Origin of the sequence: Pseudomonas xantholysinigenes (assembly GCF_014268885.2) — a bacterium.
Taxonomy (GTDB): Bacteria; Pseudomonadota; Gammaproteobacteria; order Pseudomonadales; family Pseudomonadaceae; genus Aquipseudomonas; species Aquipseudomonas xantholysinigenes.
This window is the reverse complement of the sequence record NZ_CP077095.1, coordinates 4,431,284-4,455,600: the sequence shown is the minus strand read 5'-3', so window position 1 is coordinate 4,455,600 and position 24,317 is coordinate 4,431,284. Positions and strand designations below refer to the sequence as shown.

Annotated in this window: 19 protein-coding genes; 3 read left to right on the top strand and 16 right to left on the bottom strand. The window is 64.1% G+C overall.

What is annotated here, in order from left to right:
- Window positions 1-100 precede the first annotated feature (100 nt).
- Window positions 101-1,216 (top strand): LPS export ABC transporter permease LptF, encoded by a 1,116-nt coding sequence (gene lptF / locus HU772_RS19910; protein ID WP_186658201.1) that lies wholly within the window; start codon window positions 101-103, stop codon window positions 1,214-1,216.
- On the top strand, window positions 1,209-2,270 hold the full coding sequence (gene lptG / locus HU772_RS19905) for an LPS export ABC transporter permease LptG (protein WP_186658205.1): 1,062 nt from the start codon (window positions 1,209-1,211) through the stop codon (window positions 2,268-2,270). Before lptF ends, lptG begins: the two co-directional genes overlap by 8 nt.
- A gap of 228 nt (window positions 2,271-2,498) precedes the next feature.
- Here the strand turns inward: lptG and HU772_RS19900 are convergent, their stop codons facing one another.
- From HU772_RS19900 to arcD (HU772_RS19845), 12 genes are all read right to left on the bottom strand, one after another.
- Window positions 2,499-2,987 carry an RDD family protein gene (locus tag HU772_RS19900; protein WP_186658207.1) on the bottom strand — a complete coding sequence of 163 codons (489 nt, stop codon included), beginning with the start codon at window positions 2,985-2,987 and terminating at the stop codon, window positions 2,499-2,501.
- Between the two features lie 95 nt (window positions 2,988-3,082).
- A complete protein-coding gene (locus HU772_RS19895; RefSeq protein WP_043196865.1) occupies window positions 3,083-3,295 on the bottom strand; it encodes a cold-shock protein in 213 nt (70 codons plus the stop codon).
- A gap of 347 nt (window positions 3,296-3,642) precedes the next feature.
- Window positions 3,643-4,764, bottom strand: a complete 1,122-nt coding sequence (gene gcvT, locus HU772_RS19890) for a glycine cleavage system aminomethyltransferase GcvT (RefSeq protein WP_186658209.1) — start codon at window positions 4,762-4,764, stop codon at window positions 3,643-3,645.
- A 26-nt stretch (window positions 4,765-4,790) separates the two neighbouring features.
- The gene (locus tag HU772_RS19885; protein ID WP_186658211.1) at window positions 4,791-6,167 is read right to left on the bottom strand and encodes an L-serine ammonia-lyase; all 1,377 of its coding nucleotides are present in this window, start codon (window positions 6,165-6,167) and stop codon (window positions 4,791-4,793) included.
- A gap of 154 nt (window positions 6,168-6,321) precedes the next feature.
- Window positions 6,322-9,177: an aminomethyl-transferring glycine dehydrogenase gene (gene gcvP, locus HU772_RS19880; RefSeq protein WP_186658213.1), complete on the bottom strand. Its 2,856-nt coding sequence runs from the start codon at window positions 9,175-9,177 to the stop codon at window positions 6,322-6,324.
- Window positions 9,178-9,188: 11 nt separating this feature from the next.
- Window positions 9,189-9,572: a glycine cleavage system protein GcvH gene (gcvH, locus tag HU772_RS19875; RefSeq protein WP_186658215.1), complete on the bottom strand. Its 384-nt coding sequence runs from the start codon at window positions 9,570-9,572 to the stop codon at window positions 9,189-9,191.
- Window positions 9,573-9,854: 282 nt separating this feature from the next.
- Window positions 9,855-11,363, bottom strand: coding sequence for a transcriptional regulator GcsR (gene gcsR, locus HU772_RS19870; protein ID WP_186658216.1), 1,509 nt, complete (start codon window positions 11,361-11,363; stop codon window positions 9,855-9,857).
- Between the two features lie 165 nt (window positions 11,364-11,528).
- A complete protein-coding gene (locus HU772_RS19865; RefSeq protein ID WP_186658217.1) occupies window positions 11,529-11,897 on the bottom strand; it encodes a DUF5064 family protein in 369 nt (122 codons plus the stop codon).
- Between the two features lie 56 nt (window positions 11,898-11,953).
- Window positions 11,954-12,883 carry a carbamate kinase gene (arcC, locus tag HU772_RS19860; protein WP_186658223.1) on the bottom strand — a complete coding sequence of 310 codons (930 nt, stop codon included), beginning with the start codon at window positions 12,881-12,883 and terminating at the stop codon, window positions 11,954-11,956.
- 130 nt (window positions 12,884-13,013) lie between these two features.
- Complete coding sequence (locus HU772_RS19855) at window positions 13,014-14,024, bottom strand: ornithine carbamoyltransferase (RefSeq protein ID WP_186658225.1); 1,011 nt, start codon at window positions 14,022-14,024, stop codon at window positions 13,014-13,016.
- Between the two features lie 71 nt (window positions 14,025-14,095).
- Window positions 14,096-15,349 (bottom strand): arginine deiminase, encoded by a 1,254-nt coding sequence (gene arcA / locus HU772_RS19850; protein WP_186658227.1) that lies wholly within the window; start codon window positions 15,347-15,349, stop codon window positions 14,096-14,098.
- 33 nt (window positions 15,350-15,382) lie between these two features.
- Complete coding sequence (arcD, locus tag HU772_RS19845) at window positions 15,383-16,810, bottom strand: arginine-ornithine antiporter (RefSeq protein WP_186658230.1); 1,428 nt, start codon at window positions 16,808-16,810, stop codon at window positions 15,383-15,385.
- A 426-nt stretch (window positions 16,811-17,236) separates the two neighbouring features.
- Between arcD (HU772_RS19845) and arcD (HU772_RS19840) the strand changes: the two genes are divergently transcribed.
- The gene (gene arcD, locus HU772_RS19840) at window positions 17,237-18,664 is read left to right on the top strand and encodes an arginine-ornithine antiporter (RefSeq protein WP_186658232.1); all 1,428 of its coding nucleotides are present in this window, start codon (window positions 17,237-17,239) and stop codon (window positions 18,662-18,664) included.
- Between the two features lie 313 nt (window positions 18,665-18,977).
- On the opposite strand, the gene HU772_RS19835 is transcribed toward arcD (HU772_RS19840), so the two are convergent.
- The 4 genes from HU772_RS19835 to HU772_RS19820 all read right to left on the bottom strand — a co-directional run bounded on the left by HU772_RS19835 (window position 18,978) and on the right by HU772_RS19820 (window position 24,212).
- Window positions 18,978-20,330: a CoA transferase gene (locus HU772_RS19835; RefSeq protein ID WP_186658234.1), complete on the bottom strand. Its 1,353-nt coding sequence runs from the start codon at window positions 20,328-20,330 to the stop codon at window positions 18,978-18,980.
- A gap of 58 nt (window positions 20,331-20,388) precedes the next feature.
- Window positions 20,389-20,802, bottom strand: a complete 414-nt coding sequence (locus HU772_RS19830; protein ID WP_186658236.1) for a YbaN family protein — start codon at window positions 20,800-20,802, stop codon at window positions 20,389-20,391.
- A 49-nt stretch (window positions 20,803-20,851) separates the two neighbouring features.
- Window positions 20,852-21,457 (bottom strand): biliverdin-producing heme oxygenase, encoded by a 606-nt coding sequence (locus HU772_RS19825; protein ID WP_186658238.1) that lies wholly within the window; start codon window positions 21,455-21,457, stop codon window positions 20,852-20,854.
- A gap of 145 nt (window positions 21,458-21,602) precedes the next feature.
- Window positions 21,603-24,212: a TonB-dependent receptor gene (locus HU772_RS19820; protein ID WP_186658240.1), complete on the bottom strand. Its 2,610-nt coding sequence runs from the start codon at window positions 24,210-24,212 to the stop codon at window positions 21,603-21,605.
- Window positions 24,213-24,317: the final 105 nt, after the last annotated feature.

Genomic DNA, 24,317 nt, shown 5'->3' with positions numbered 1-24,317 from the left:
CACTTTTACATGGAGGTTCGCCTTGGCGAACCGGCATGGGGCTTGGCTGCCCGCATCGTTCGTCTGGCTTTGAGCCCCTGACAACCCAGGAGTGTCTGGTTTGATCGTCTTCCGTTATCTGTCCCGCGAGGTCCTGGTGACCTTGAGCGCCGTCAGCGCCGTGCTGCTGGTGATCATCATGAGCGGGCGCTTCATCAAGTACCTGGCCCAGGCGGCCCAGGGCGTGCTCGATCCGAGCGTGCTGTTCATGATCATGGGCTTCCGCCTGCCGGGGTTCCTGCAACTGATCCTGCCGCTGGGGCTGTTCCTCGGTATCCTGCTTGCCTACGGCCGGCTTTATCTCGAAAGCGAGATGACCGTGCTCTCGGCGACCGGCATGAGCCAGCAACGCCTGCTGGCGATGACTCTGGCGCCGGCGGCGCTGGTCGCCCTGCTGGTGGCCTGGCTGAGCCTGAGCCTGGCGCCCCTGGGCGTGGCCCAGGTGCAGAAGATCATCGCCCAGCAGGACGCCCTGACCGAGTTCGACACCCTGGTGCCGGGCCGCTTCCAGACGCTGCGCGACGGTTCGCGGGTGACCTACACCGAGCAGCTGTCCGATGACCGCATCAACCTGGCCGGGGTGTTCATCTCCGAGAAGCGCTTCAACCAGGACAAGACCAAGGACCGTGCGCCTTCGGTGCTGGTCGCCGAGAAAGGCCACCAGGAAGTGCAGGCCGACGGCAATCGCTACCTGGTGCTGGAAAACGGCTACCGTTACGACGGCAACCCCGGCCAGGCCGACTACCGCGCGATCAAGTACGACACCTACGGCGTGCTGCTGCCCAAGCCTGAGGTCGCCGAAGAGGTGACCGAGCGTGAGGCTATCCCGACCCGCGACCTGATAGGTCATGACGGTGTGCGTGAGCGTGCCGAGCTGCAGTGGCGCCTGTCGCTGCCGCTGCTGGTGTTCGTGGTGACCCTGCTGGCGGTGCCGCTGTCGCGCGTCAATCCTCGCCAGGGCCGCTTCCTCAAGCTGCTGCCGGCGATCCTCCTGTACATGGCTTATCTGACAATGCTGATTTCCGTGCGCGGCGCTCTGGAGAAGGGCAAGCTGCCGCTTTCGCTGGGTATCTGGTGGGTCCATGCCCTGTTCCTGTTGATCGGCCTCGGGCTGATGTACTGGGAGCCGCTGCGCCTCAAGCGCGCGGCCCGTCGTGCGGAGGTGGCCCGTGGTTAAACTGGATAGCTATATCGGCAAGAGCGTGCTGCTGGCGATTCTCGCCGTGCTCGGCATCATCCTCGGCCTGGCCTCGCTGTTCGCCTTCATCGACGAGATGAGCGACCTGAGCAATACCTATTCGGTGATGGACGCCAGTGCCTACGTGCTGCTCACGGCGCCGCGCCGGTTGTACGACATGCTGCCGATGGCCGCGCTTATCGGCTGCCTGATCGGCCTGGGCAGCCTGGCCAGTAGCAGTGAACTGACCATCATGCGCGCCGCTGGCGTGTCGATCGGGCGTATCGTCTGGGCAGTGATGAAACCGATGCTGGTGCTGATGCTGGTCGGCCTGCTGATTGGCGAGTACGTGGCTCCGGTCACCGAGAACAAGGCCCAGGCCGACCGTTCCCTGGCCCAGGGCGGCGGCGAGGCGCAAAGCTCCAAGCGTGGCATGTGGCACCGCCAGGGCGAGGAGTTCGTGCACATCAACTCGGTGCAGCCCAACGGCCTGCTGCTGGGCGTGACCCGCTACCGCTTCGATGACGAGCGCAAGATCCAGACCTCGAGCTTTGCCCGACGGGCACAGTATCAGGACGGCAAGTGGATACTGAACGATGTGGCCACCACCTACTTCCGTGGCGACCACACCGAAGTGGTCAATGCGCCTGAAGAAGTCTGGGATGTGTCGGTGACCCCGGAATTGCTCAATACCGTGGTGCTGGCACCGGAGTCGCTGTCGATCACCGGGCTGTGGGACTACATTCATTACCTGTCCGACCAGGGCCTGAACAACTCCCGTTACTGGCTGGCGTTCTGGACCAAGGTGCTGCAGCCGGCAGTGACCGCGGCGCTGGTGTTGATGGCGATTTCCTTCATCTTCGGGCCACTGCGTTCGGTGACCCTCGGCCAACGGGTGTTCACCGGTGTGCTGGTGGGCTTCGTGTTCCGTATTGCCGGTGATTTGCTGGGCCCATCGAGCCAGGTGTTCGGCTTCCCGCCGCTGCTGGCGGTGGTGATCCCGGCGGGGATCTGTGCGCTGGCGGGCTTGTGGTTGATGCGTCGGGCGGGTTGATGGCCTGAGCTGCACAAAGAAGCCGACCCTTGGGTCGGCTTTTTTGTGCGTAACAGGAAGAGCAGGATTACCCTTGCTCTTGTAGGAGCGGCCTTGCCGAGGCGTCGGACCGGTCGGAAAGGGGCGCGAAGCGGCCCCAGGGTCTGCGCCACAAGTCAGATCACCGGGGCCGCTTTGCGGCCCTTTCGCGACACAAGGCCGCTCCTACACGATCCTTGTTGGCCCAGGCTACTTCTTGCGCTTGGGCAGGCGCACCAGCTGTGTCTCGGAGTAGATGTCGTGCCAGCTGCGCTGGCGCTTGTCGATCAGCGACCAGAAGAACCCCAGCCCCAGGCACAGCCACGAGGCGATCGACACCACGAAGCGCAGCAGCGCCTGCCACAGGCTGATGGCGCTGCCGTCGGCGTTCTGTACCCGCATGCCCCACACCTGCATGCCCAGGGTCTGGCCGCCATGGGTCCAGAACTTGGCGAAGAAGCCGAACAGGGCGAACAGCAGGATGGTCGAAAGCAGCGGGTCGCCATCCAGCGCGCCGGCCTCGGTCAGTTCACGCATGCGCGCCTCGCCGATGATCGCCATCTGGATCATTTTGTAAGCGCCGGCGGTGACGATCAGCAGGGCGGTGCACAGCAGGAAGTCGTAGAACATGGCGGCCAGGCGCCGGCCCAGGCCGACCGGTGGGAAGTCACCCTGAGGATTGAGCAGAGGCTTGGACATGCAGGACGGCTCCAGATGGCAAAGGCCCATTTTATGGAATTGCGCGCACAAAAAAGCCCCTGTGGGTCAACACAGGGGCTTTTTTGTACGGAATATCAGGCTTCTGGCTGGACTTCGTCAGCCTGCATGCCCTTCTGGCCCTGGACAGCAACGAAGGTCACTTTCTGGCCTTCTTTCAGGCTCTTGAAGCCGTTGCCCTGGATGGCGCGGAAGTGTACGAACAGATCCGGACCGCTTTCTGGGGTGATGAAACCGTAACCTTTCTCGTCATTGAACCACTTGACGGTACCGTTCTGACGTTGGGACATTGTCTTATTTCCTATGAAACTTGAATTTTGATGACAGTTTCTTTCACGCTTTTGTAAGTGAAAGACTACTGGGCTGGGTTGCAGGAAAGTAAGAGACGTCGAACGGGTTGTAGCAGATTGCGGCTACTGGCCCAGGTCACGAACTGTTGCGACCCATGCAAACACAGTGCGATGACTCTACGCCAACTGCCGAGCGAAAAACAAGCCCTTCCAGCGGGTGAAAACCAGGCTTTTTTCTATAACCTAGCAATTTGTCGGAAACGGCGTGGCGCCTGGCCTGGCGCTATGTTCAGAAGTTATTGGACAGGTTCGAAAACGAATATGTCGAACCTGTCCAACCCCCTCATTCAGCCACGGTAGTAACGTTGTGCCACGAAAGGCATTTTGCTGACTTTAAGGGCAACTTGCTTGCCACGGACGACGGCGAACAGTGCCGTGTCGAGGGCCGCATGTTCGTTATCGACATAGCCCATGGCCACGGGCGCGCCGAGCGTCGGGCCGAAGCCGCCACTGCACACTTCGCCGACCACCTTGCCGGCCTCGTCGACAATCTGCGCGCCTTCACGTACAGGTGTGCGTTCCTGGGGCAGCAGGCCGACCCGCTTGCGTGCCACACCGGCTTGTTGCTGGGCGAACACTACATCAGCGCCGGGGAAGCCGCCCGCGCGCGCGCCATCGGCACGGCGCACCTTGGAGATGGCCCACAGCAGGCTGGCTTCGATTGGGGTAGTGGTCGTGTCCATGTCGTGGCCGTACAGGCACAGCCCAGCTTCCAGGCGCAGCGAGTCGCGGGCGCCCAGGCCGATCGGTTGAACCTCAGGCTCGGCCAGCAGGCGGCGGGCCAGGGCTTCGGCCGCGGCGGCCGGCACCGAGATCTCGTAGCCATCCTCGCCGGTGTAGCCCGAGCGGCTGACGAAACAATCCTCGCCAAGCAGCGTAACCGGGCGGAACTGCATGAAGGTCATGTTGGCCACTTCCGGGGCCAGGCGCTCCAAGACCTTGACCGCCGCCGGGCCTTGCAGGGCGAGCAGGGCGCGCTCTTCGAACAGCGGCTGGATCTCGCAGCGATCACCAAGATGCTTGCGCAGGTGCGCCAGGTCCTGGTCTTTGCAGGCCGCGTTGACCACCAGGAACAGCGTGTCGTCACCGAGGTTGGCGACCATCAGGTCGTCGAGGATGCCACCTTGCGCGTTGGTGAACATGGCGTAGCGCTGCATGCCTACCGGCAGGTCGACGATGTCCACCGGCACCAGGGTTTCCAGGGCACGGGTGGCATCGATGCCACGCAGGATGATCTGGCCCATGTGCGATACGTCGAACAGACCGGCCTGTTCGCGGGTGTGCAGGTGCTCCTTGAGCACGCCCAACGGGTACTGCACCGGCATGTCGTAGCCGGCGAAGGGCACCATGCGCGCGCCCAGTTCCAGGTGCAGGGCGTGCAGCGGGGTCTTGTGCAGTGTTTCGGACATCGGTGACTCCTCGTTTTTTGTTCGGGTCAACATTCGATGATGTTGACGGCCAGACCGCCGCGGGCGGTCTCCTTGTATTTGCTTTTCATGTCGGCGCCGGTTTGGCGCATGGTGCGGATGACCTTGTCGAGGGACACATAGTGCTGCCCGTCGCCGCGCAGGGCCATGCGCACCGCGTTGATCGCCTTCACCGAGCCCATGGCGTTGCGCTCGATGCAGGGCACCTGGACCAGGCCGCCAATGGGATCGCAGGTCAGGCCCAGGTTGTGTTCCATGCCGATCTCGGCAGCGTTCTCCACCTGTTGCGGGGTGCCGCCCATCACTTCGCACAAGGCGCCGGCGGCCATCGAGCAGGCCACGCCGACTTCACCCTGGCAGCCCACCTCGGCGCCGGAGATCGAGGCGTTTTCCTTGTAGAGGATGCCGATGGCCGCGGCAGTGAGCAGGAAGCGCACCACGCCGTCCTCGCTGGCGCCGGGGACGAAGCGCATGTAGTAGTGCAGTACTGCCGGGACGATGCCCGCCGCGCCGTTGGTCGGTGCGGTGACCACGCGGCCGCCGTAGGCGTTTTCCTCATTCACCGCCAGGGCGTAGAGGTTGACCCAGTCGAGCACCGACAGCGCATCGCGCAGGCTGGCCTCCGGATGACGGCTGAGCTGGCGATACAGCGCCGGCGCCCGGCGCTTGACCTTGAGTCCGCCAGGCAGGATGCCCTCGTGGCGGCAACCGGCTTCGACGCAGTCCTGCATCACCTGCCAGATGCGCAGCAGGCCGGCACGGGTCTCGGCCTCCGGGCGCCAGGCCGCCTCGTTGGCCAGCATTACCTGGCTGAACGACAGCTGTTGCGCGGTGCAATGGGCCAGCAGTTCCTTGCCGGTCTTGAACGGGTAGGCCAGCACGGTGCTGTCCTCGACGATGCGGTCGTGGCCCGCGGCTTCTTCGTCGACCACGAAGCCACCACCCACCGAGTAGTACTCGCGGCTGCGGATCTGCAGGCCGGCGGCGTCGAAGGCGCGGAAGATCATGCCGTTGGGGTGGTAGTCCAACGGTTTGCGGATCATCGCCAGGTGCTGTTTCTCGACGAAATTTATGCCGTGCTCACCGAGCAGGCTGAGCCTGCCGCTGTCACGAATGGCTTGCAGGCGAGCTGGGATGGATTCGGTGTCGACCGTGTCCGGGTGTTCACCCTCGAGCCCCAGCAGCACGGCCTTGTCGCTGCCGTGGCCTTTGCCGGTGGCGCCGAGCGAGCCATACAGTTCGGCCTTGACGCTGGCCGTGCTGGCCAGCAGGCCATCGCGGCGCAGCCCTTCGGCAAAGCGCGCGGCGGCACGCATCGGCCCGACCGTATGCGAGCTGGAGGGGCCGATGCCGATCTTGAACAGGTCAAAGACGCTCAGGGACATGGTGATCTCCTAACCGGCTCTTGGGGTTGATGGTGACCCTGTGGGAGCGGGTTTACCCGCGAATGCGTCGGTGAATTCACTATCGCATTCGCGGGTAAACCCGCTCCCACAGGGGCCGAGGCCCGCCTCACAATGTGGGCGGGCCTGAGCGCTATCAGACGTCCTGATAGCTCTCGATCGACGGGCAGGCGCAGACCAGGTTGCGGTCGCCGAACACGTTGTCGACCCGGCCAACCGGCGGCCAGTACTTGCCTTCCACCAGGCTTGGCAGCGGGTATACCGCTTGCTCGCGGCTGTAGCCGTGGGTCCACTCGCCGGCCAGTTCCGCCGCGGTGTGCGGGGCGTTCTTCAGCGGGTTGTCGTCCTTGTCCAGGCTGCCGTTCTCGACGGCGCGAATCTCTTCGCGGATCTGGATCATGGCGTTGCAGAAACGGTCCAGCTCCTCCTTGGACTCACTTTCGGTCGGCTCGATCATCAGCGTGCCGGCCACCGGGAAGGACATGGTCGGAGCATGGAAGCCGAAGTCGATCAGGCGCTTGGCGACGTCGTCGACGCTGATGCCGCTGGTGTCCTTGAGCGGGCGCAGGTCGAGGATGCATTCATGCGCCACCAAGCCGTTGCCACCGGTGTACAGCACAGGATAGTGCTCTTCCAGGCGTCGGGCGATGTAGTTGGCGTTGAGGATCGCCATCTGCGAGGCGCGCTTGAGGCCGGCGCCACCCATCATGCGAATGTACATCCAGGTGATCGGCAGGATGCTGGCGCTGCCGAACGGCGCGGCGCAGACCGCGCCGCTGGTGTTTTCCAGCGTTGCGTGGCCAGGCAGGAACGGCGCCAGGTGCGATTTGACGCCAATCGGGCCGACGCCCGGGCCGCCACCGCCGTGGGGGATGCAGAAGGTCTTGTGCAGGTTCAGGTGTGAGACGTCGCCGCCGAACTTGCCCGGGGCGCACAGGCCGACCATGGCGTTCATGTTGGCGCCGTCGATGTACACCTGGCCACCGTTGTCGTGGATGATCGCGCAGATCTCGCCGATGGCTTCCTCGAACACACCGTGGGTCGACGGGTAGGTGATCATGATCGCCGCCAGGCGCTCGCGGTGCTCGATGGCCTTGGCGCGCAGGTCGTCGATGTCGACGTTGCCGCGGGCGTCGCAGGCGGTGACCACCACGCGCATGCCGGCCATGTGCGCGGTGGCGGGGTTGGTGCCGTGGGCCGAGGACGGGATCAGGCAGATGTCGCGGTGGCTGTCGCCGCGGCTGCGATGGTAGGCGCGGATTGCCAGGAGGCCCGCGTATTCGCCTTGCGAGCCGGCGTTCGGTTGCAGCGATACGGCGTCATAGCCGGTGGCGGCGCAGAGCATGGCTTCCAGTTCGGTGGTCATCTGCAGGTAGCCCTGGCTCTGTTCGGCCGGGGCGAACGGGTGCAGGTTGCCGAACTCGGCCCAGGTCACCGGGATCATCTCGCTGGCAGCGTTGAGCTTCATGGTGCACGAGCCCAGTGGGATCATGCTGCGGTCCAGGGCCAGGTCCTTGTCGGCCAGGCGGCGCAGGTAGCGCATCAGCTCGGTTTCGCTATGGTAGCGATTGAATACCGGGTGCTCGAGGATCGCTGACTGGCGCAGCAGGTTGGCCGGCAGGCGCTTGGCGATGTGGCTGGCCAGGGCGGCGAAGTCCGGGGTGGCCTGGCCGTTGGCGAACAGTTGCCAGAGGCTTTCGACATCGGCCTGGCTGCTGGTTTCGTCCAGCGACAGGCCCAGCTGGGCAGTGTCGATTTGGCGCAGGTTGATGCCTTGGGCGCGGGCCTTGTCGTGCAGCTCGCTGGTGCTGGCGCCGGTGGCCAGGGTCAGGGTGTCGAAGAACTCACCGGTGATGACCTTGACGCCCAGCTTGGTCAGGCCGGTGGCCAGGATCGCGGTCAGCGCGTGGGTGCGCTCGGCGATGCGCTTGAGGCCGGCCGGGCCGTGGTACACGGCGTACATGCTGGCGATGTTGGCCAGCAGCACCTGGGCGGTGCAGATGTTGCTGGTGGCCTTCTCGCGGCGGATGTGCTGCTCGCGGGTCTGCATGGCCAGGCGCAGGGCGCTCTTGCCGAAGCGGTCGATCGACACGCCAACCAGGCGCCCCGGCATGTCGCGCTTGAAGGCGTCGCGGGTGGCGAAATAGGCCGCGTGCGGGCCGCCGAAGCCCAGCGGCACGCCGAAGCGCTGGGCGCTGCCGATGGCCACGTCGGCATCGAACTCGCCCGGCGGGGTGAGCAGGGTCAGGGCCAGCAGGTCGGCGGCCACGGCCACCAAGGCGCCTGCGGCGTGGAAGCGCTGCACCACTTCGCGGTAGTCGAACACCTCGCCGTTGCTGGCTGGGTATTGCAGCAGGGCGCCGAAGTAGGCGCTGACGTCGCCCAGTTCACGCTCGTCGCCCACCACTACCTCGATGCCCAGTGGCTCGGCACGGGTACGCAGTACGTCGAGGGTCTGGGGGTGGCAGTGCACGGAGGCGAAGAAGGCGTGGCTGGCCTTGTTCTTCGACAGGCGCTTGCAGAAGGTCATGGCCTCGGCCGCGGCGGTGGCTTCGTCGAGCAGCGAGGCGTTGGCGATCGGCAGGCCGGTGAGGTCGCTGATCAGGGTCTGGAAGTTCAGCAGTGCTTCCAGGCGGCCTTGGGAAATCTCTGGCTGGTAGGGGGTGTAGGCGGTGTACCAGGCCGGGTTTTCCAACAGGTTGCGCAGGATCGGCGCTGGCGTGTGGGTGTTGTAGTAGCCCTGCCCGATGTAGCTCTTGAACAGCTGGTTCTTGCCGGCGATGGCTTTCAATGCGGCGAGGGCGTCGGCCTCGCTCTGGCCGTCTTCGCTGCCGAGCACGCTGGTGCCCTTGATGCTGTCGGGGATGACCGCGGCGGTCATCGCTTCCAGCGAGTCGAAGCCCAGGGTGGCAAGCATGGCCTGCTCGTCAGCGGCGCGCGGGCCGATGTGACGGGCGATGAATTCGTTGGCGGTGCCGAGGTTGATGGTCATGGTGCGGTACCTCAGGCGTCGTCGTTGGCTTTGAGCAGGCGGTCGTAGGTGTCCTGGTCGAGCAGGGCGCTTACTTCGTTCATGTCAGCGGGGATGAAACGGAAGAACCAGCCTTCGCCCAGCGGGTCTTCGTTGACCAGCTCGGGGCTGTCGTTGAGGCCTTCGTTGACTGCGACCACTTCACCGGTCAGCGGCATATACACGCCACTGGCGGCTTTTACCGATTCCACGGTTGAGGCTTCGGCGCCCTTGTCGTACTGCTGCAGCTCCGGCAGTTGCACGTAGACCACGTCGCCGAGGGCGTTCTGGGCGTAGGCGGTGATGCCCACGGTGACGCTGCCATCGGCTTCGACGCGCAGCCATTCGTGATCTTCGGTGAAACGCAACTCGCTCATGGGAATTCCTCGGGAAGCAGGGGGCGTTGGGCGCGGTAGGCTCCGCGCTCTTAAGGTTGGAATTCCCTTAGCAAAAATGCGGCCAGATAATAAAAGTCCTTATTAATCAGTAGTTTGAAATTATTCTGTAGATTGTTTGTCATTCCATTGGAATGAAATCGATACAGCTAGATGGGGAATGAAAAGCGTTGCGGGATCAAACCCTTGCAAAGGCGCATGCAAATGGGTGTGTATCGATATGAATACAGTGGAATGAATTCGTTACTGTGGGTGGCGCTTGGTTCAGCCTTTGCTTGGAATGCCGTATTTGCGCAAGCGCTGGGCAATTGCCGTATGTGAGGTTTGCAAGCGCCCGGCCAGCTGCCGGGTCGAGGGGTAGCTGGCATACAGGCGTTGCAGCAACTCCCGCTCGAAGTCGCCGACGGCCTGTTCCAGGCTGGCGACCTCGCCATCCTGGCCGCGTGCCACCGAGGTGCCGGCGATATCCAGGTCGCCAATATCCACCAGGTTGCTTTCGCAGATGGCCGCGGCGCGGAAAATCACGTTCTGCAACTGGCGTACGTTGCCCGGCCAGGGGTTGGCCAGCAGTGCCGGGTGCGTGGCCGGAGCGAGGCGGCAGGCTGGGCGCTGGATCTGGGTGCAGGCCTGCTGCATGAAGAAATGCGCCAGCGAAAGGATGTCCTGGCCACGCTCGCGCAGTGGCGGCACCTGCAGGTTGAGCACGTTGAGGCGATAGAACAGGTCTTCGCGGAAGGTGCCTTCGCCAACCATGCGCTCCAGGTCGCGGTGGGTGGCGCTGATGATGCGCACGTCCACCTTCACTTCGCGGTCGCCACCAACCCGGCGGAAGCTGCCGTCGCTCAAAAAACGCAGCAGCTTGGCTTGCAGGTAGGGCGACATCTCGCCGATCTCGTCGAGGAACACCGTGCCCTGGTTGGCCAGCTCCATCAGACCCGGCTTGCCACCGCGTTGCGCGCCTGTGAAAGCGCCGGGGGCATAGCCGAACAGCTCGCTCTCGGCCAGGCTCTCGGGCAGCGCCGCGCAGTTCAAGGCCAGGAACGGCGCGGCATGGCGGCTGCTGATGGCATGGCAGGCGCGGGCCACCAGTTCCTTGCCGGTGCCGGTCTCGCCGTGCACCAGCAGTGGCGCGTCGAGGGTGGCCACGCGCAGGGCGCGGGCCTTGAGAGTGCGGATGGCCGGGGAGTCGCCGAGCATGGCGTCGAAACCTTCGGCATGGTCGTGGTGCAGGGCCGACAGGCGTTCGCCCATGCGGTTCGGTGGATACAGGGTCAGCAGGCCGCCGGCGTGGGTGATCGGCGTGGCATCGAGCAGCAGGCTCTGGCCGTTGAGCTGCATCTCGCGCATGGGCAGGTGAAAGTTGTTGTCCTGCAGGGCTTGCAGCAGGTCGGGGTCGCCGAACAGCTCGCCCACCGAGCGTCCGGCCGATTCACGGCCGCACAGGGCGATCAGTGCCGGGTTGGCCAGCAATATCTTGCCGGCGCTGTCCACGGCCAGTACCGGGTCGCTCATGGCGGCGAGCAGGGCATCGAGTTGCAGGTGGCGGCGCTGGCCGGGCAGGATGTCGACCACTTCCACCGACTGCACGCCGTGCACCTCGAAGAGGGCGTCGTGCAGTTCTTCGAGCACGGCCGGGCTGAGAGTTGGCGCATCGATGTAGACGTTCGGCGGGACCATCTCCACCGCATCGAGGTTGAGGTTGCGGGCGCCGAGCAGGGCCAGGACTTCCTGGGTGATGCCGACGCGGTCGATGAAGCTGACGTGGATGCGCATGATGAGCGAGGCGTAAGTAGCCGGGGAGGTCGACAGTATGCCCCGAGACGGCGCTCAGGCCCAAGGTCAGCACTGGGCCATTCGCGGGTAAACCCGCTCCCACAGGGACCGCGAGGTCTCAGGGGTAACGGGATACCTGTGGGAGCGGGTTTACCCGCGAATGCTTCACTCTAGATGTTCAGGCTTGATCGGGTCGCCCGACTTCACATCCAGCTTGGTGCGGATGTCTTCGAACATGTAGTCATACAGCTTATGCGGCGAGCCGAGGTTCTCGAACTTCTTCGGCGGTGGCAGGAACGATTGGGCCTTGCGGCTCAACTGCATCAGAAAGCTCGGCAGCACCTGGTCCTTGGCCAGGAAGAATTTCTCGTCGACGGTCTTGCCCTCGATGTGGCCGTGCATGCGGAACTGGATACCTCTGCCTTCCTTGGGATCGGTCGCCGCCTCGTAGTCGATATTGAGGTCGTAGCTGTGGTCGTTGCTGTTCAGCGCGGTGCGCTCAATGTGTACATGACCGGGCGCGTACTGGGCCATGGCAAACTCCTTCGGAAGGTTGAAAACGGCGGGCGCCAGGCACCCGCCAACTGCATTCAACGGTAGCTGATACCGGGCTTGGCCGTGGAAACCCGGGTACCGGCGGTGCCCTTGACGATGTCCTCGATGTTCTCCAGCGAGCTGATCACCGCCACTTTGCCGGTGTGGCGGGCGAAATCGCAGGCGGCCTGGACCTTCGGCCCCATGGAGCCGGCGGCGAAGCCCAGCCGCTCAAGCTCGTCGGGGTGCGCCTGGGCGATGGCTTTCTGCGTCGGCTTGCCGAAATCGACGTACGCCGCATCGACGTCGGTGGCGATGATCAGCAGGTCGGCGTCCAGCTGCTCGGCCAGCAGGGCTGAGCACAGGTCCTTGTCGATCACGGCTTCGATGCCCTTGAGTTTGCGGTTTTCGTCATACATGGTGGGGATACCGCCGCCACCGGCACAGATCACGATGCTGCTCTTTTCCAGCAGCCACTTGATCGGGCGGATTTCAAAGATGCGTTTGGGTTTCGGGCTGGCCACCACGCGGCGGTACTTGTCGCCGTCGGGCTTGACCACCCAGCCTTTCTCCTTGGCCAGGCGCTCGGCTTCGTCCTTGGCGTAGACCGGGCCGATGAACTTGGTCGGGTCCTTGAACGCCGGGTCGTTGGCGTCCACTTCGACTTGGGTGAGCAGGGTGGCGAACGGCACCTCGAAGTCCAGCAGGTTGCCCAGTTCCTGTTCGATCATGTAGCCGATCATGCCTTCGGTCTCGGCGCCGAGCACGTCCAGCGGATAGGCTTCATCCGGCTTGTACGACAGCCCTTGCAACGACAGCAGGCCTACCTGCGGGCCGTTGCCGTGGGCGATGACCAGTTCGTTGCCGGGGTGGATCTTGGCGATCTGCTCGGTGGCGGTGCGGATATTGGCGCGCTGATTGTCGGCGGTCATCGGCTCGCCGCGGCGCAGCAGGGCGTTGCCGCCCAAAGCAACAACGATACGCATGGGGAATGTCCTTGTCTGGTTGGAGCTTCAAGCTTCAAGCTTCAAGCTACAAGAAAAAGCGGATCGCACGCGGTCTAGCTTCTTCTTGCAGCTTGCAGCTTGCAGCTTGCAGCGTGCAGCTACTGGGTGTTCAGAGATCAGCCAGGGTCGACACCAGGATCGCCTTGATCGTGTGCATGCGGTTTTCCGCCTGCTCGAAGGCGATGCACGCCGGCGACTCGAACACGTCATCGGTCACTTCGATGCCGTTGGCCAGGTGCGGATACTGTTCGGCGATCTGTTTGCCGACCTTGGTCTCGGAGTTATGGAACGCCGGCAGGCAGTGCATGAACTTGGTCCGTGGGTTGCCGGTGGATTTCATCAGCTCCTTGTTCACCTGGTACGGCAGCAGTTGCTGGATACGCTCGCCCCAGGCCTCGACCGGCTCGCCCATCGACACCCAGACGTCGGTGTGGACAAAGTCGACGCCCTTGACCGCGGCTTTCGGGTCTTCGGTCAGGGTGATGCGTGCGCCGCTCTCTTCTGCGTACTTCTTGCAACGCTCGACCAGGTCGTCATGGGGCCACAGGGCCTTGGGCGCGGCGATGCGCACGTCCATGCCGAGCTTGGCGCCAATCAGCAGCAGCGAGTTGCCCATGTTGTTGCGGGCGTCGCCCAGGTAGGCGTAGCTGATGTCGTGCAGCGGCTTGTCGCTGTGCTCGCGCATGGTCAGCACGTCGGCGATCATCTGGGTCGGGTGGTACTCGTCGGTCAGGCCGTTGAACACTGGCACGCCTGCGAACTTGGCGAGTTCCTCGACGATCTCCTGCTTGAAGCCACGGTACTCGATGGCGTCGTACATGCGCCCGAGCACGCGGGCGGTGTCCTTCATGCTCTCCTTGTGGCCGATCTGCGAGGAGTTGGGGTCGATGTAGGTGACGTTGGCACCCTGGTCATAGGCGGCGACTTCGAAGGCGCAGCGGGTGCGGGTCGAGGTCTTCTCGAAGATCAGGGCGATGTTGTTGCCCTTCAGGTGCTGCTGCTCGGTGCCGGTGTACTTGGCGCGCTTGAGGTCGCGGGACAGGTCGAGCAGGTAGCGCAGCTCGCGGGTGCTGTGGTGTTCGAGGCTGAGCAGGTTGCGGTTGTGGATGTTGAACGCCATGACGGTTCTCCTTGGATTCGGTGAGGTATGCCCGGCCGCTGTCTGTTGGACGCGACCGGGTGCAATGGGCGTTAGTAATCGATAGGGTCGCGCACGATCGGGCAGGTCATGCAGTGGCCGCCGCCGCGGCCACGGCCCAGTTCGCCGGCGCTGATGGTGATGACTTCGATGCCGGCCTTGCGCAGCAGGGTGTTGGTGTAGGTGTTGCGGTCGTAGCCGATGACCACGCCGGGCTCGATGGCCACCACGTTGTTGCCGTCATCCCACTGTTCGCGCTCGGCGGCGAAGCTGTTGCCGCCGGTCTCGACCACGCGCAGCTTGACCCCCAGGTGTTCGCCGACCACTTCGATGAACGATTTGTTCTCGCGGCGCACATCCATGCCATACGGCTTGCTTTCGTCCGGGCGGATGATGAACGGCACGATTTCCCTGACCACTTCCGGGAAGACCGTGACCAGGTCGCGGTCGCAGAAGCTGAACACGGTGTCCAGGTGCATCGCCGCACGGGATTTAGGCAGGCCGGCGACGATGACTTTCTCCACCGCGCCCTTGGCGAACAGGTTCTGCGCCAGCTGGCCGATGGCCTGGCGCGAGGTGCGCTCGCCCATGCCGATCAGGACCACGCCCTTGCCGATCGGCATCACGTCGCCGCCTTCGAGGGTGGCGTTGCCGTGGTCCTTGTCCGGGTCGCCGTACCAGACCTGGAAGTCGGCGTTGGTGAACTCCTTGTGGAACTTGTAGATGGCGGTGGTCAGTAGGGTTTCCTGGCGTCGCGCCGGCCAGTACATCGGGTTCAGGGTCACACCGCCGTAGATCCAGCATGTGGTGTCGCGGGTGAACTGGGTGTTGGGCAGCGGTGGCAGGATGAAGCTGGAGTGGCCAAGGTAGTCGTTGTACATCTTGATCACGTCGGCGCCTTCGCTTTGCGGCAGGTCCTGACCGGCCACGCCGCCAATCAGGAACTCGGCCAGGTGGCGTGGTTCCAGGCCTTCGAGCCAGCTGCGCACTTCATTGGTGAGGCCAACGCCGACGGTGTCGGAGGTGATCTTGCGGTCGAGAATCCACTTCAGCGCCTCGGGCTGCTGGACGATGTCGGTCAGCAGGTTGTGCATTTCCAGCACGTCGACGCCGCGCTCGCGCATCTTGGTGACGAAGTCGAAGTGGTCGCGCTTGGCCTGGTCGACCCAGATCACGTCATCGAACAGCAGCTCGTCGCAGTTGCTCGGGGTCAGGCGTTTGTGCGCCAGGCCCGGGCTGCAGACCATCACTTTGCGCAGCTTGCCGGCTTCGGAATGAACGCCGTATTTCTGTTTCTCAGTGGACATGGTGAATCCTCCTGTAAAGCGAAGACGTGGGGTTCAGAGAGTCAGGAAGCCGTCGTACAGGCCGTAGGCCGCCACCAGGGCGCCCGCGACCACGGCGGCGAAGATCAGTTTCTCGACGCTGGTGAAGATCGGTTGGCCGACCTCGCGCTTGGCCTTGGCGAACAGGATCGCGCCAGGGGCATAGAGCAGGGCCGAGAGCAGCAGGTATTTGACGCCGCCGGCGTACAGCAGCCAGATCGCATAGAGCAGGGCGATGCCGCCGATGATCAGGTCTTTCTTGCGTTCGGCCAGGGCCTGTTCGTAGGTCTCGCTGCGCCAGGCCAGCAGGAAGGCATAGGCCGCCGACCACAGGTAGGGCACCAGGATCATCGAGGTGGCGAGGTAGATCAGCGACAGGTAGGTGCTGTTGGAGAACAGGGTGATGACCAGGAAGATCTGCACCATGGCGTTGGTCAGCCACAGGGCATTGGCCGGCACATGGTTGGCGTTCTCGCGGCGCAGGAACTCCGGCATGGTGTGGTCCTTGGCGGCGGCGAACATGATCTCGGCGCACAGCAGCACCCACGACAGCAGGGCACCGAGCAGCGAGATGATCAGGCCGACGCTGATCAGCACCGCGCCCCAGTGGCCGACCACGTGTTCCAGCACCGCGGCCATCGACGGGTTCTGCAGCTTGGCCAGTTCCGGTTGAGTCATAACCCCCAGCGACAGCACGTTGACCAGCACCAGGAACAGCAGCACGGTGACGAAGCCGATGACCGTGGCCTTGCCCACATCGGAGCGTTTTTCCGCACGGGAGGAAAAGATGCTCGCACCCTCGATGCCGATGAACACCCACACGGTGACCAGCATCATGTTGCGCACCTGGTTCATCACGCTGCCCAGTTCCGGCGTGCCAACGGCCCAGATGTCGGCGGTGAACACATCGAGCTTGAAGGCGAACAGGCAGATCAGCGCGAACAGCACCAGCGGCACGACCTTGGCCACGGTGGTGACCAGGTTGATGAACGCCGCTTCTTTAATGCCGCGCAGCACCAGGAAGTGCACCGCCCACAGCAGGATCGACGCACCGATCACCGCCGCCGGGGTGTTGCCTTCGCCGAATACCGGGAAGAAGTACCCCAGGGTGCTGAACAGCAGCACGAAGTAACCGACGTTACCCAGCCAGGCACTGATCCAGTAGCCCCAGGCCGAGGAAAAGCCCATGTAGTCGCCGAAACCGGCCTTGGCGTAGGCGTACACCCCGCCGTCGAGGTCAGGCTTGCGGTTGGCCAAGGTCTGGAACACGAAGGCCAGGGTGAGCATGCCCACCGCGGTGATGGCCCAGCCGATCAGCACGGCGCCGACGCCTGCGCTGGCGGCCATGTTTTGCGGTAACGAGAAGATCCCGCCGCCAATCATCGAACCGACGACAAGTGCAACAAGTGCACCCAGTTTTAGTTTTCCGGAAGAATCAGACATTTAACGACTCCGTACCAGGAGAAAGTTGACCTCAGAATAAATCTGACGCCTGGAGCATTCGCTGACTTAGATCAGTTCATGCCCGCATTGAAGGTAAGAAAAATCCCTCAAGCGTCTCCTGGAGGATGCCGACTTCTGGTCCGCAGGCCTTGTGCGCTGGCACCTCCATGTCCTTCTAGAGCAAACGCTCCGTTTCGCCTGCGAACTGTGAAGTTAGTCTCTTTTAGGGTTTTCGCAAATTTTTCACAGTAAACAGCGACAGGTTTAGTCGAGCCGCGAGACACTTCGCAACTGTCATAATTAACAGGCGCCGGCTATAGACATTTCGGTTATGAGTGCTATAGGTTTAATGGCTCGATTCAATAAAGAATTTGTAACATTTTTGTTGGTTAATACGTTCACGCGCACGCGCGCGCAAGGAGCCCCATGAGCGAACCGGGACAGAAGTTGCGCCTTGGCGCGCTGATCGCACTGGTGGTCGGATCGATGATTGGCGGGGGGATCTTCTCGCTGCCACAGAACATGGCGGCGCGGGCCGATGTGGGGGCGGTGTTGATCGGCTGGGGTATCACCGCGGTGGGCATGCTGGCACTGGCCTTCGTGTTCCAGACCTTGGCCAACCGCAAGCCCGAACTGGATTCGGGGGTGTATGCCTACGCCAAGGCCGGGTTTGGCGACTACATGGGCTTTTCCTCGGCCTGGGGCTACTGGATCAGCGCCTGGCTGGGCAACGTCGGCTATTTCGTGCTGTTGTTCAGCACCTTGGGTTTCTACTTTCCGGTGTTCGGCCAGGGCAATACCCCGGTGGCCATTGGCTGCGCCTCGCTGCTGCTGTGGGCGGTGCATTTTCTGGTACTGCGCGGCATCAAGGAGGCGGCGTTCATCAACCAGGTGACCACCGTGGCCAAGGTGGTGCCGTTGCTGATCTTCATCGTCATTGCTGCGCTGGCCTTTCGCGCCGATATCTTCACCCGCGACATCTGGGGCCTGAGCAATCCGCAGTTCGGCAGTGTGCTGGAGCAGGTGCGCAACATGATGCTGGTGACGGTGTTCGTGTTCATCGGCATCGAGGGCGCGAGCGTCTACTCGGGGCGCGCGTTGCGCCGCTCGGATGTGGGCAAGGCCACGGTGATCGGTTTCATCGGGGTGCTGGCGCTGCTGGTGCTGGTCAACGTGTTGTCTCTGGGGGTGATGACCCAACCTGAGCTGGCCGGCTTGCAGAACCCGTCGCTGGCCTCGGTGCTGGAGCATATCGTCGGGCCATGGGGGGCGCTGCTGATCAGCATCGGCCTGGCGGTTTCGTTATTGGGGGCCTTGTTGTCGTGGGCGCTGCTGTGTGCCGAGATCCTGTTCGCCACCGCGCGTGACAAGACCATGCCGCGGTTCCTGGCGCAGGAGAACGCCAACCATGTGCCGGCCAATGCCTTGTGGCTGACCAATGTGATGATCCAGGGCTTCCTGCTGATCACCCTGTTTTCGGCCGGGACTTATACCAGCCTGATCTACCTGGCGTCGTCGATGATCCTGGTGCCGTACTTCTGGTCGGCGGCCTATGCGGTGTTGCTGACGTTGCGCGGCGAAGGTTACCAGGGGCAGGCGGGGCTGCGGCGCAAGGACCTGCTGGTGGCGCTGGTCGCTCTGCTGTATGCGGTGTGGCTGCTGTATGCCGGCGGGCTGAAGTATGTGCTGCTGTCAGCCTTGCTCTATGCGCCGGGGGCGATCCTGTTCGCCCAGGCCAAGCGTGAGCAGGGCCAGGCGTTGTTCAGCGCGTGGGAGAAGTTGATCTTCGCGGCGGTGCTGGTAGGGGCGGGCTTGGCGGCGTATGCGTTGTACTCGGGGTTGTTGAGCCTGTAGGCACCGTGTTGCATGCTTCGCGGGTAAACCCGCTCCCACAGGTGTGGTGCATGCCATGAAGCCGGCGCGGTCGCTGTGGGAGCGGCTTCAGCCGCGAACACCGGCGTAGCCGGTGCCAGGCACCGCGTCGCCTGCTTCGCGGGCAAGCCCGCTCCCACTGGTGTGGTGCATGCCCCGAGGTCAGCGCGGTCGCTGTGGGAGCGGCTTTAGCCGCGAACACCGGCGTAGCCGGTGCCAGGCACTGTGTTGCTTGCTTCGCGGGTAGACCCGCCTCGACAGGCTTGGCGCGCGGCTGATAAGGGCTTGCCCGCGATCATGGCAGCCACCGTGCTGGCACCGAGCCCAGTTGCGCGGCCCCTGAGCCCCAGCCCATCAATGTTTCGCCCACCCTCAGCGGTGCCTTGAGCCGCTGCGCCTCGCCCCAGGGCGTGTGCTCGATGGGCTGGGCAAGATCGTCGAGCGATTCCGCTGCCAGCGGCAGGTCTTCCTCCACTGTCCCATGCTCGACCAGCAACTTGGCGGTACGCGCCAGCGACAACCGGCTGTCGCAACCTTCGCCGTTGCGCAGCCGTGCGGCCAGCGCCCGTATGGCCTCCGCCGCCATCAGGTAACCCGTGGCATGGTCCAGGGCCTGCACCGGCAATGGCACCGGCCGCTCGGCCTGCTGCCAGCGCATGCCTTCACGGGCAATGCCGGTGCTCATCTGCACCAGGCTGTCGAAGCCGCGCCGATGCTGCCAGGGGCCGCTCCAGCCGTAGGCATTGAGGCTTACATCGATCAGCCCGGGGTTGAGCTGGCGGCGCCGCTCGGTGCCCAGGTCCAGGCGTTCGAGGGCATCGGCGCGGTAGCCGTGCACCAGGATATCGGCGTCGGCCAGCAAGGCTTCGAAGCGCTGATGGTCCTCCCTGGTGCGCAGGTCCAGACGCGCGCAGCGCTTGCCCAGTGTCACTTCCGGCGCCACCGCCGGCTCGTCCCAACCCGGTGGATCAATGCGCAGCACCTCGGCGCCGAAGCTGGCCAGCAAGCGTGTGGCAATGGGGCCGGCGAGGATGCGGGTGAGATCAAGTACCTTGACCCCGGCAAGCGGCCTGCTGGCGTTGCCGAGCCAGCGGCCGGGCTGTCCTGGGTAGCGCTCGCGCAGGATCAACGGCTCATGGTTGACCGCGCGGCCCTGCGGGTGCAGGCACCAGTCCAGCCAGGCGCGCATCTGCGCCGCGCAACCGCCTGCCTTGACCACGGCAGCCTCGAGGGTCTCGCCATCCCAGTTAGCGACCCTGCTGGCCACGCTCGCCCGATCGGCAGGGCTGCCAAGCACCTGCAAGGCGGCGTCGCGATGGTGCGGGGCATTGGTATGCAGGCGAATCCAGCCGTCGCGGGTGCGGTAGTCGCCGGCGATGGCATCCCACAGCGGCGGCGTTTGCCAGCCATGGGGGCGCAGGCTGGTGGCGAACCAGAACGAGGCCAGGCGCCGATCGACGCTGACCAACGGGCAGCTGTGCTGCTGGCTTTCCAGCAGGTGCGCCAGGGCCAGGCCGCAGGCGGCAATGCTGGCACCGGCCAGTTCGGTCACGGCGAAGGTCGAGGGCAGGGCGCCAATGCCCTGCCAGCGTATCGGGGCGCAGTCGAGGCCCAGGGCCTGGGCGATGGTGTCGAGCAACGTTGGCATGCAGGATCCTCCTTCGTGGATCCCATTTCAGTCTATTCGCCGGCGCGGTGCAAACCCCTCAGCGCTGCAGCTCGATGGACGCCGTCGGCACAGGCCGTTCCGGGCGCGACCAGATCCACAGGTTGCCCAGGGCCATGCCGCTGATGGCGAGGAACACCGGCCAGCGGTGTTCGAGGAAGGTCAGCATCAACCCGGCGCACAGCAGCATGCTGATCGTCGCGCTGACCTTGGCGCGGCGTTGGATCACTTTGCCATTGCGCCAGTTGTACAGGATCGGCCCGAACAGTCGGTGGTTCTCCAGCCAGGCGGACAGGCGCGGCGAACTGCGGGTGGCGGCCCAGGCGGCGAGGAGGATGAACTCGGTGGTCGGCAAGCCGGGGATGACGATGGCGACCAGACCTATCCCCAGGCTGACATAGGCCAGGATCGCATACAGCAGGCGGGATACTTTGGAGCGGGCGATTCGGGTCATGGTCTCACTGCAACGGTGCGGCCGCCCGCAGGCGGCCGGGTAAAGCGTGTCAGGCCAGTGCCGCGTCGGCGGCGTAGGCATGCTTGAGCAGCTCGGTGAAGCGCTCGAAGGCGGCAACCGCGCCACGTTCGGCAGCGGCGTCTTCCTCGGGCGACAGTTCCAGGCTGTCGAGAATACGGGTGAACTGTTTCCAGCCCTCGGCACGGCCACCGGCCGGCTCGCCCAGGTGGCGGGCACCGAAGGTCTCGGACAGTTCCAGGGCCACGGCACGCTTGATCAGGAACGCGGCGCCCAGTTTGGAGCCTTCGGAGACGAAGATCCAGCCCAGGGCTTCACCCAGGCTCGGGTTGCCCAGGGCTCCGCCGAACGGCGCAGGGACTTCGGTGTCCAGATCGGCCAGGTCCAGGCGGGCCTGTTCGGCGCGGCAGCGTTCGGCCAGGTCAGGCACGATGGCGATCAGATTCGGGTCGGTGTACAGCGCCTGCAGCTCGGACTGGAACAGGTACTGGGCGACGACGAAGCGGGCGAAGCTTTCGCGGCTGTCGAACGGCTTGTGCGACTTGACCAGGGCGTCCAGCTCGGTGTGCGGGGCGTGGGTGACCTGGTTCAGGCGTTGGGAGCGCAGGGCGGCGCGTTCGGAGGAAGGGGCGGTCATGGGGGCATCCTTGGAAAATGGGGCTGTCTAGTGACAAGACGAAAGAGAAGACGCGGAACAGTAAAAAAACCTCACCTGCGAAGTGAAATCATTCTCACGGGGGCAGCGCATCGCGGGGCAAGCCCGCGATGGCGGCCTCAGCCGATCAGATGTCCCACACCAGGTTGATGGCGAAGTTACGGCCCGGGGCGGTCAGGCGGTCGAGGTTGGCCGGCTGGGTAACGGCCGCTTCACTGATGCCGGTGTTGTTGCCGACGCTGGCGTATTTGCGCACATCGTCCCACTGCCAGTATTTCTTGTCGGTCAGGTTGTACAGGCCGCCGTTGATGGTCAGGTCGTCGGTGATCCGGTAGAACCCGGTCAGGTCGAGCACGCCATAGCCTGGAGTACGGAACTCGGAGCTGGAGCCATCGGGGGCGAAGAACTGGGTGTCGTCCACGCGGTTCTTGCGTTTGACCACGGTCCAGCTGAGCTGGGTGCCGTAGTCCACCTGCTCGTAGCCAAGGCCGAACACGCCTGTCAGCGGGTTGACGCTGTTGAGTGGCTGGCCGGTGTCATTGTTGCGGCCATAGGCATAGGCCACCGAGGCGATCGAGTACAGGCCTTCAGGCGCGCCGAAGCGATCGAGGTTCAAGCGTCCCTTGATTTCCGCGCCCTTGATGGTTGCATGCTTGATGTTGTTGGCCTGGAACGTCGAACCCAGGTTGCTGGACTGTACGGCGTCTTCGTTGATGAAGTCCCGGTACTTGTTGTAGAACACCGCCACATCGAAGCTGCCGGCGTCGAAGTTGCCGCGCAGCCCGGTCTCGTAGCTCTTGCTCTTTTCCGGCTCCAGGCTCGAGTTGGGCTCGACCACGTAGCCACCGGCAAGGTTTTCGAAGCGGCCGTACAGCGCCTTGGCGGTCGGTGTACGGAAGCCCTCGGCGTATTGGCCGTACCAGGTGTAGTGGTCATTGAAGGCGTAGGTGACGCCCAGCTTGGGCGAAAGGCGGTGCCATTTCTTTTCTGCGTCGTCTACCCGGCGTGCCGGGGCGGTGCCGCCATTTTGCAGACCCAGCAGGTACTCGTCGGTCATGCGTGGGTCGAGCCGGGTGTAGTCGTAGCGAAGGCCGGGCAGGAAGGTCCACTGGTTCCAACGGATTTCGTCCTGGGCGAACAGGCTGTAGGTGTCGACGGTCGGATCCGGGAAATCGCTGACACGCGCCTGGGTGTCATCGGTGCTGATCTGGCCGATCGCGCGGCAGCTTCCGCCGATGTTGAGGCAGGTGCCGGTGCCACTGCGCGAGCCGGTGATCTTCTCGCGCTTGAGTGTGGTGCCGTAGGTCAGCAGGTGGTCGGTGGCCGCAATGCTGAAGGCCTTGTCCAGTTGCGCATCGAACACCCACTGGCGGTCCTTGTAGGTGGTCTGGCGGTCGCGGGCGACCTGACGGCCTCGGGCGAAATAGAGCTCGTCGGTGGTCTGGTCGGTCTTGGCGATCTGGTAGTTCAGGCTCCATTTCACGGTGTCAGCCAGCAGGCTGTCGAGGCCGAACTCATGATTGATGCCGAACCGCTCGCGGGTGACGGTATCGTTGCCTTGGCGCCCGCGGTAGGAGTTCATCGCCGGAATGCCAGGAATGAAGGGGCCGCCAACGGCGCTCAGGACGTTCTGGTCGCGGTCGTCCTTGTAGCGCTCGTAGGTCAGCCCCAGGCGTGCGTCGTCGGCGTAGTTCCAACCCAGCTTGGCCAGCACGTTGGTGGTACGTACGTCTTCGGGGTTGGCCTCGCTGCGGGACAGGCCGGTGCCGCCATGCTCGCCGTACGCGTCGGTTTCATGACCGTTGCGTTGGCTCAGGTGCAGCAGGCCATCGAAATCGCCGTGGCGTCCGGCGATGGTGGCGGAGGTCAGCCAGCTTTCATCGGCCGAGCTGTAGCCGGTCTTCAGGCGCGCGCCGACGTCCTTGCCGGGTTTGATGATGTCCTCGGGGTCGAGGGTGAAGTAGCTGACCGCGCCGCCGATGGCGTTGCTGCCGTACAGCACCGAGGCCGGGCCACGCAGGATCTCCACGCGCTTGACGATCTCGGGGTCGACGTAGTTGCGCTGGGTCTGGGCGTAAGGCCCGTAGAAGAAACTGTCGGGGACCGACACGCCGTCCACCTGGGTCAGTACCCGGTCGCCGTCGATACCGCGGATGTTGTAGCCGTTCAGGCCGCTGCGCTGGCCGGTGCCGGACACCGAAACACCCGGTTCGTAGCGCACCAACTGCTTGATGTCGTTGACGTTCTGGTGGTCCAGTTGCTCACGGGTCTGCACGCTGACGGTGCTCGGCACCTGGCTGACGTCCTGGGCGCTGCGGGTGGCGCTGACGGTCATCTGTTGCAGGGCGATGGCATTGCCGGCGGACTGGCGCTCGAGCACCACATTGCCGTTGCCGATCTTGCGATAGCCCAGGCCGGTGCCGCGCAGCAGGCGCTGCAGCGCCGCTTCCGGTGCAAGCGCGCCCTGCACACCGGGCGAGGCCACGCCGTCGGCGAGCTCGGCGCTGAAGCCGACCTGCCAGCCGGTGACCTTGCTGAAGGCGTTGATTGCTTCGACCAGCGGCTGCTGGCCAATGGCAAAGCGATAGTCACCCATGCGTGGGCTGCTGGCCTGGGCCGGTTCCGCGGCCAGGGCCGGCAGGCTGCAGGCGCCGCTGGCGAGCAGCGCCAGGGTCAACAGGGACAATTGCCCGCGGCGGCGGGAAGAAGAGGACGGGCGGGTTTGACCTGTGGGCATCGAGAGCGCTCCCTGTCGCGCGAAGTGTCATAGGCAAGTGGCTGTTCTCGTTTTCGAACGAGAATCAATCGTATTGGCTATAACGAGACGGGCTAGGCAGGGTGA

Coding starts and splice junctions, on each gene's coding strand:
- gcsR (WP_186658216.1), bottom strand. CDS start 11,363: ATGCGCATCCACGTCAGCTTCATCGACCGCGTCGGCATCACCCAGGAA.
- HU772_RS19830 (WP_186658236.1), bottom strand. CDS start 20,802: ATGACCCGAATCGCCCGCTCCAAAGTATCCCGCCTGCTGTATGCGATC.
- HU772_RS19885 (WP_186658211.1), bottom strand. CDS start 6,167: ATGTCCCTGAGCGTCTTTGACCTGTTCAAGATCGGCATCGGCCCCTCC.
- HU772_RS19820 (WP_186658240.1), bottom strand. CDS start 24,212: ATGCCCACAGGTCAAACCCGCCCGTCCTCTTCTTCCCGCCGCCGCGGG.
- HU772_RS19895 (WP_043196865.1), bottom strand. CDS start 3,295: ATGTCCCAACGTCAGAACGGTACCGTCAAGTGGTTCAATGACGAGAAA.
- arcC (WP_186658223.1), bottom strand. CDS start 12,883: ATGCGTATCGTTGTTGCTTTGGGCGGCAACGCCCTGCTGCGCCGCGGC.
- gcvT (WP_186658209.1), bottom strand. CDS start 4,764: ATGTCCGAAACACTGCACAAGACCCCGCTGCACGCCCTGCACCTGGAA.
- HU772_RS19835 (WP_186658234.1), bottom strand. CDS start 20,330: ATGCCAACGTTGCTCGACACCATCGCCCAGGCCCTGGGCCTCGACTGC.
- HU772_RS19865 (WP_186658217.1), bottom strand. CDS start 11,897: ATGGCCCAGTACGCGCCCGGTCATGTACACATTGAGCGCACCGCGCTG.
- arcA (WP_186658227.1), bottom strand. CDS start 15,349: ATGTCCACTGAGAAACAGAAATACGGCGTTCATTCCGAAGCCGGCAAG.
- arcD (WP_186658232.1), top strand. CDS start 17,237: ATGAGCGAACCGGGACAGAAGTTGCGCCTTGGCGCGCTGATCGCACTG.
- arcD (WP_186658230.1), bottom strand. CDS start 16,810: ATGTCTGATTCTTCCGGAAAACTAAAACTGGGTGCACTTGTTGCACTT.
- HU772_RS19855 (WP_186658225.1), bottom strand. CDS start 14,024: ATGGCGTTCAACATCCACAACCGCAACCTGCTCAGCCTCGAACACCAC.
- HU772_RS19825 (WP_186658238.1), bottom strand. CDS start 21,457: ATGACCGCCCCTTCCTCCGAACGCGCCGCCCTGCGCTCCCAACGCCTG.
- gcvP (WP_186658213.1), bottom strand. CDS start 9,177: ATGACCATCAACCTCGGCACCGCCAACGAATTCATCGCCCGTCACATC.
- gcvH (WP_186658215.1), bottom strand. CDS start 9,572: ATGAGCGAGTTGCGTTTCACCGAAGATCACGAATGGCTGCGCGTCGAA.
- HU772_RS19900 (WP_186658207.1), bottom strand. CDS start 2,987: ATGTCCAAGCCTCTGCTCAATCCTCAGGGTGACTTCCCACCGGTCGGC.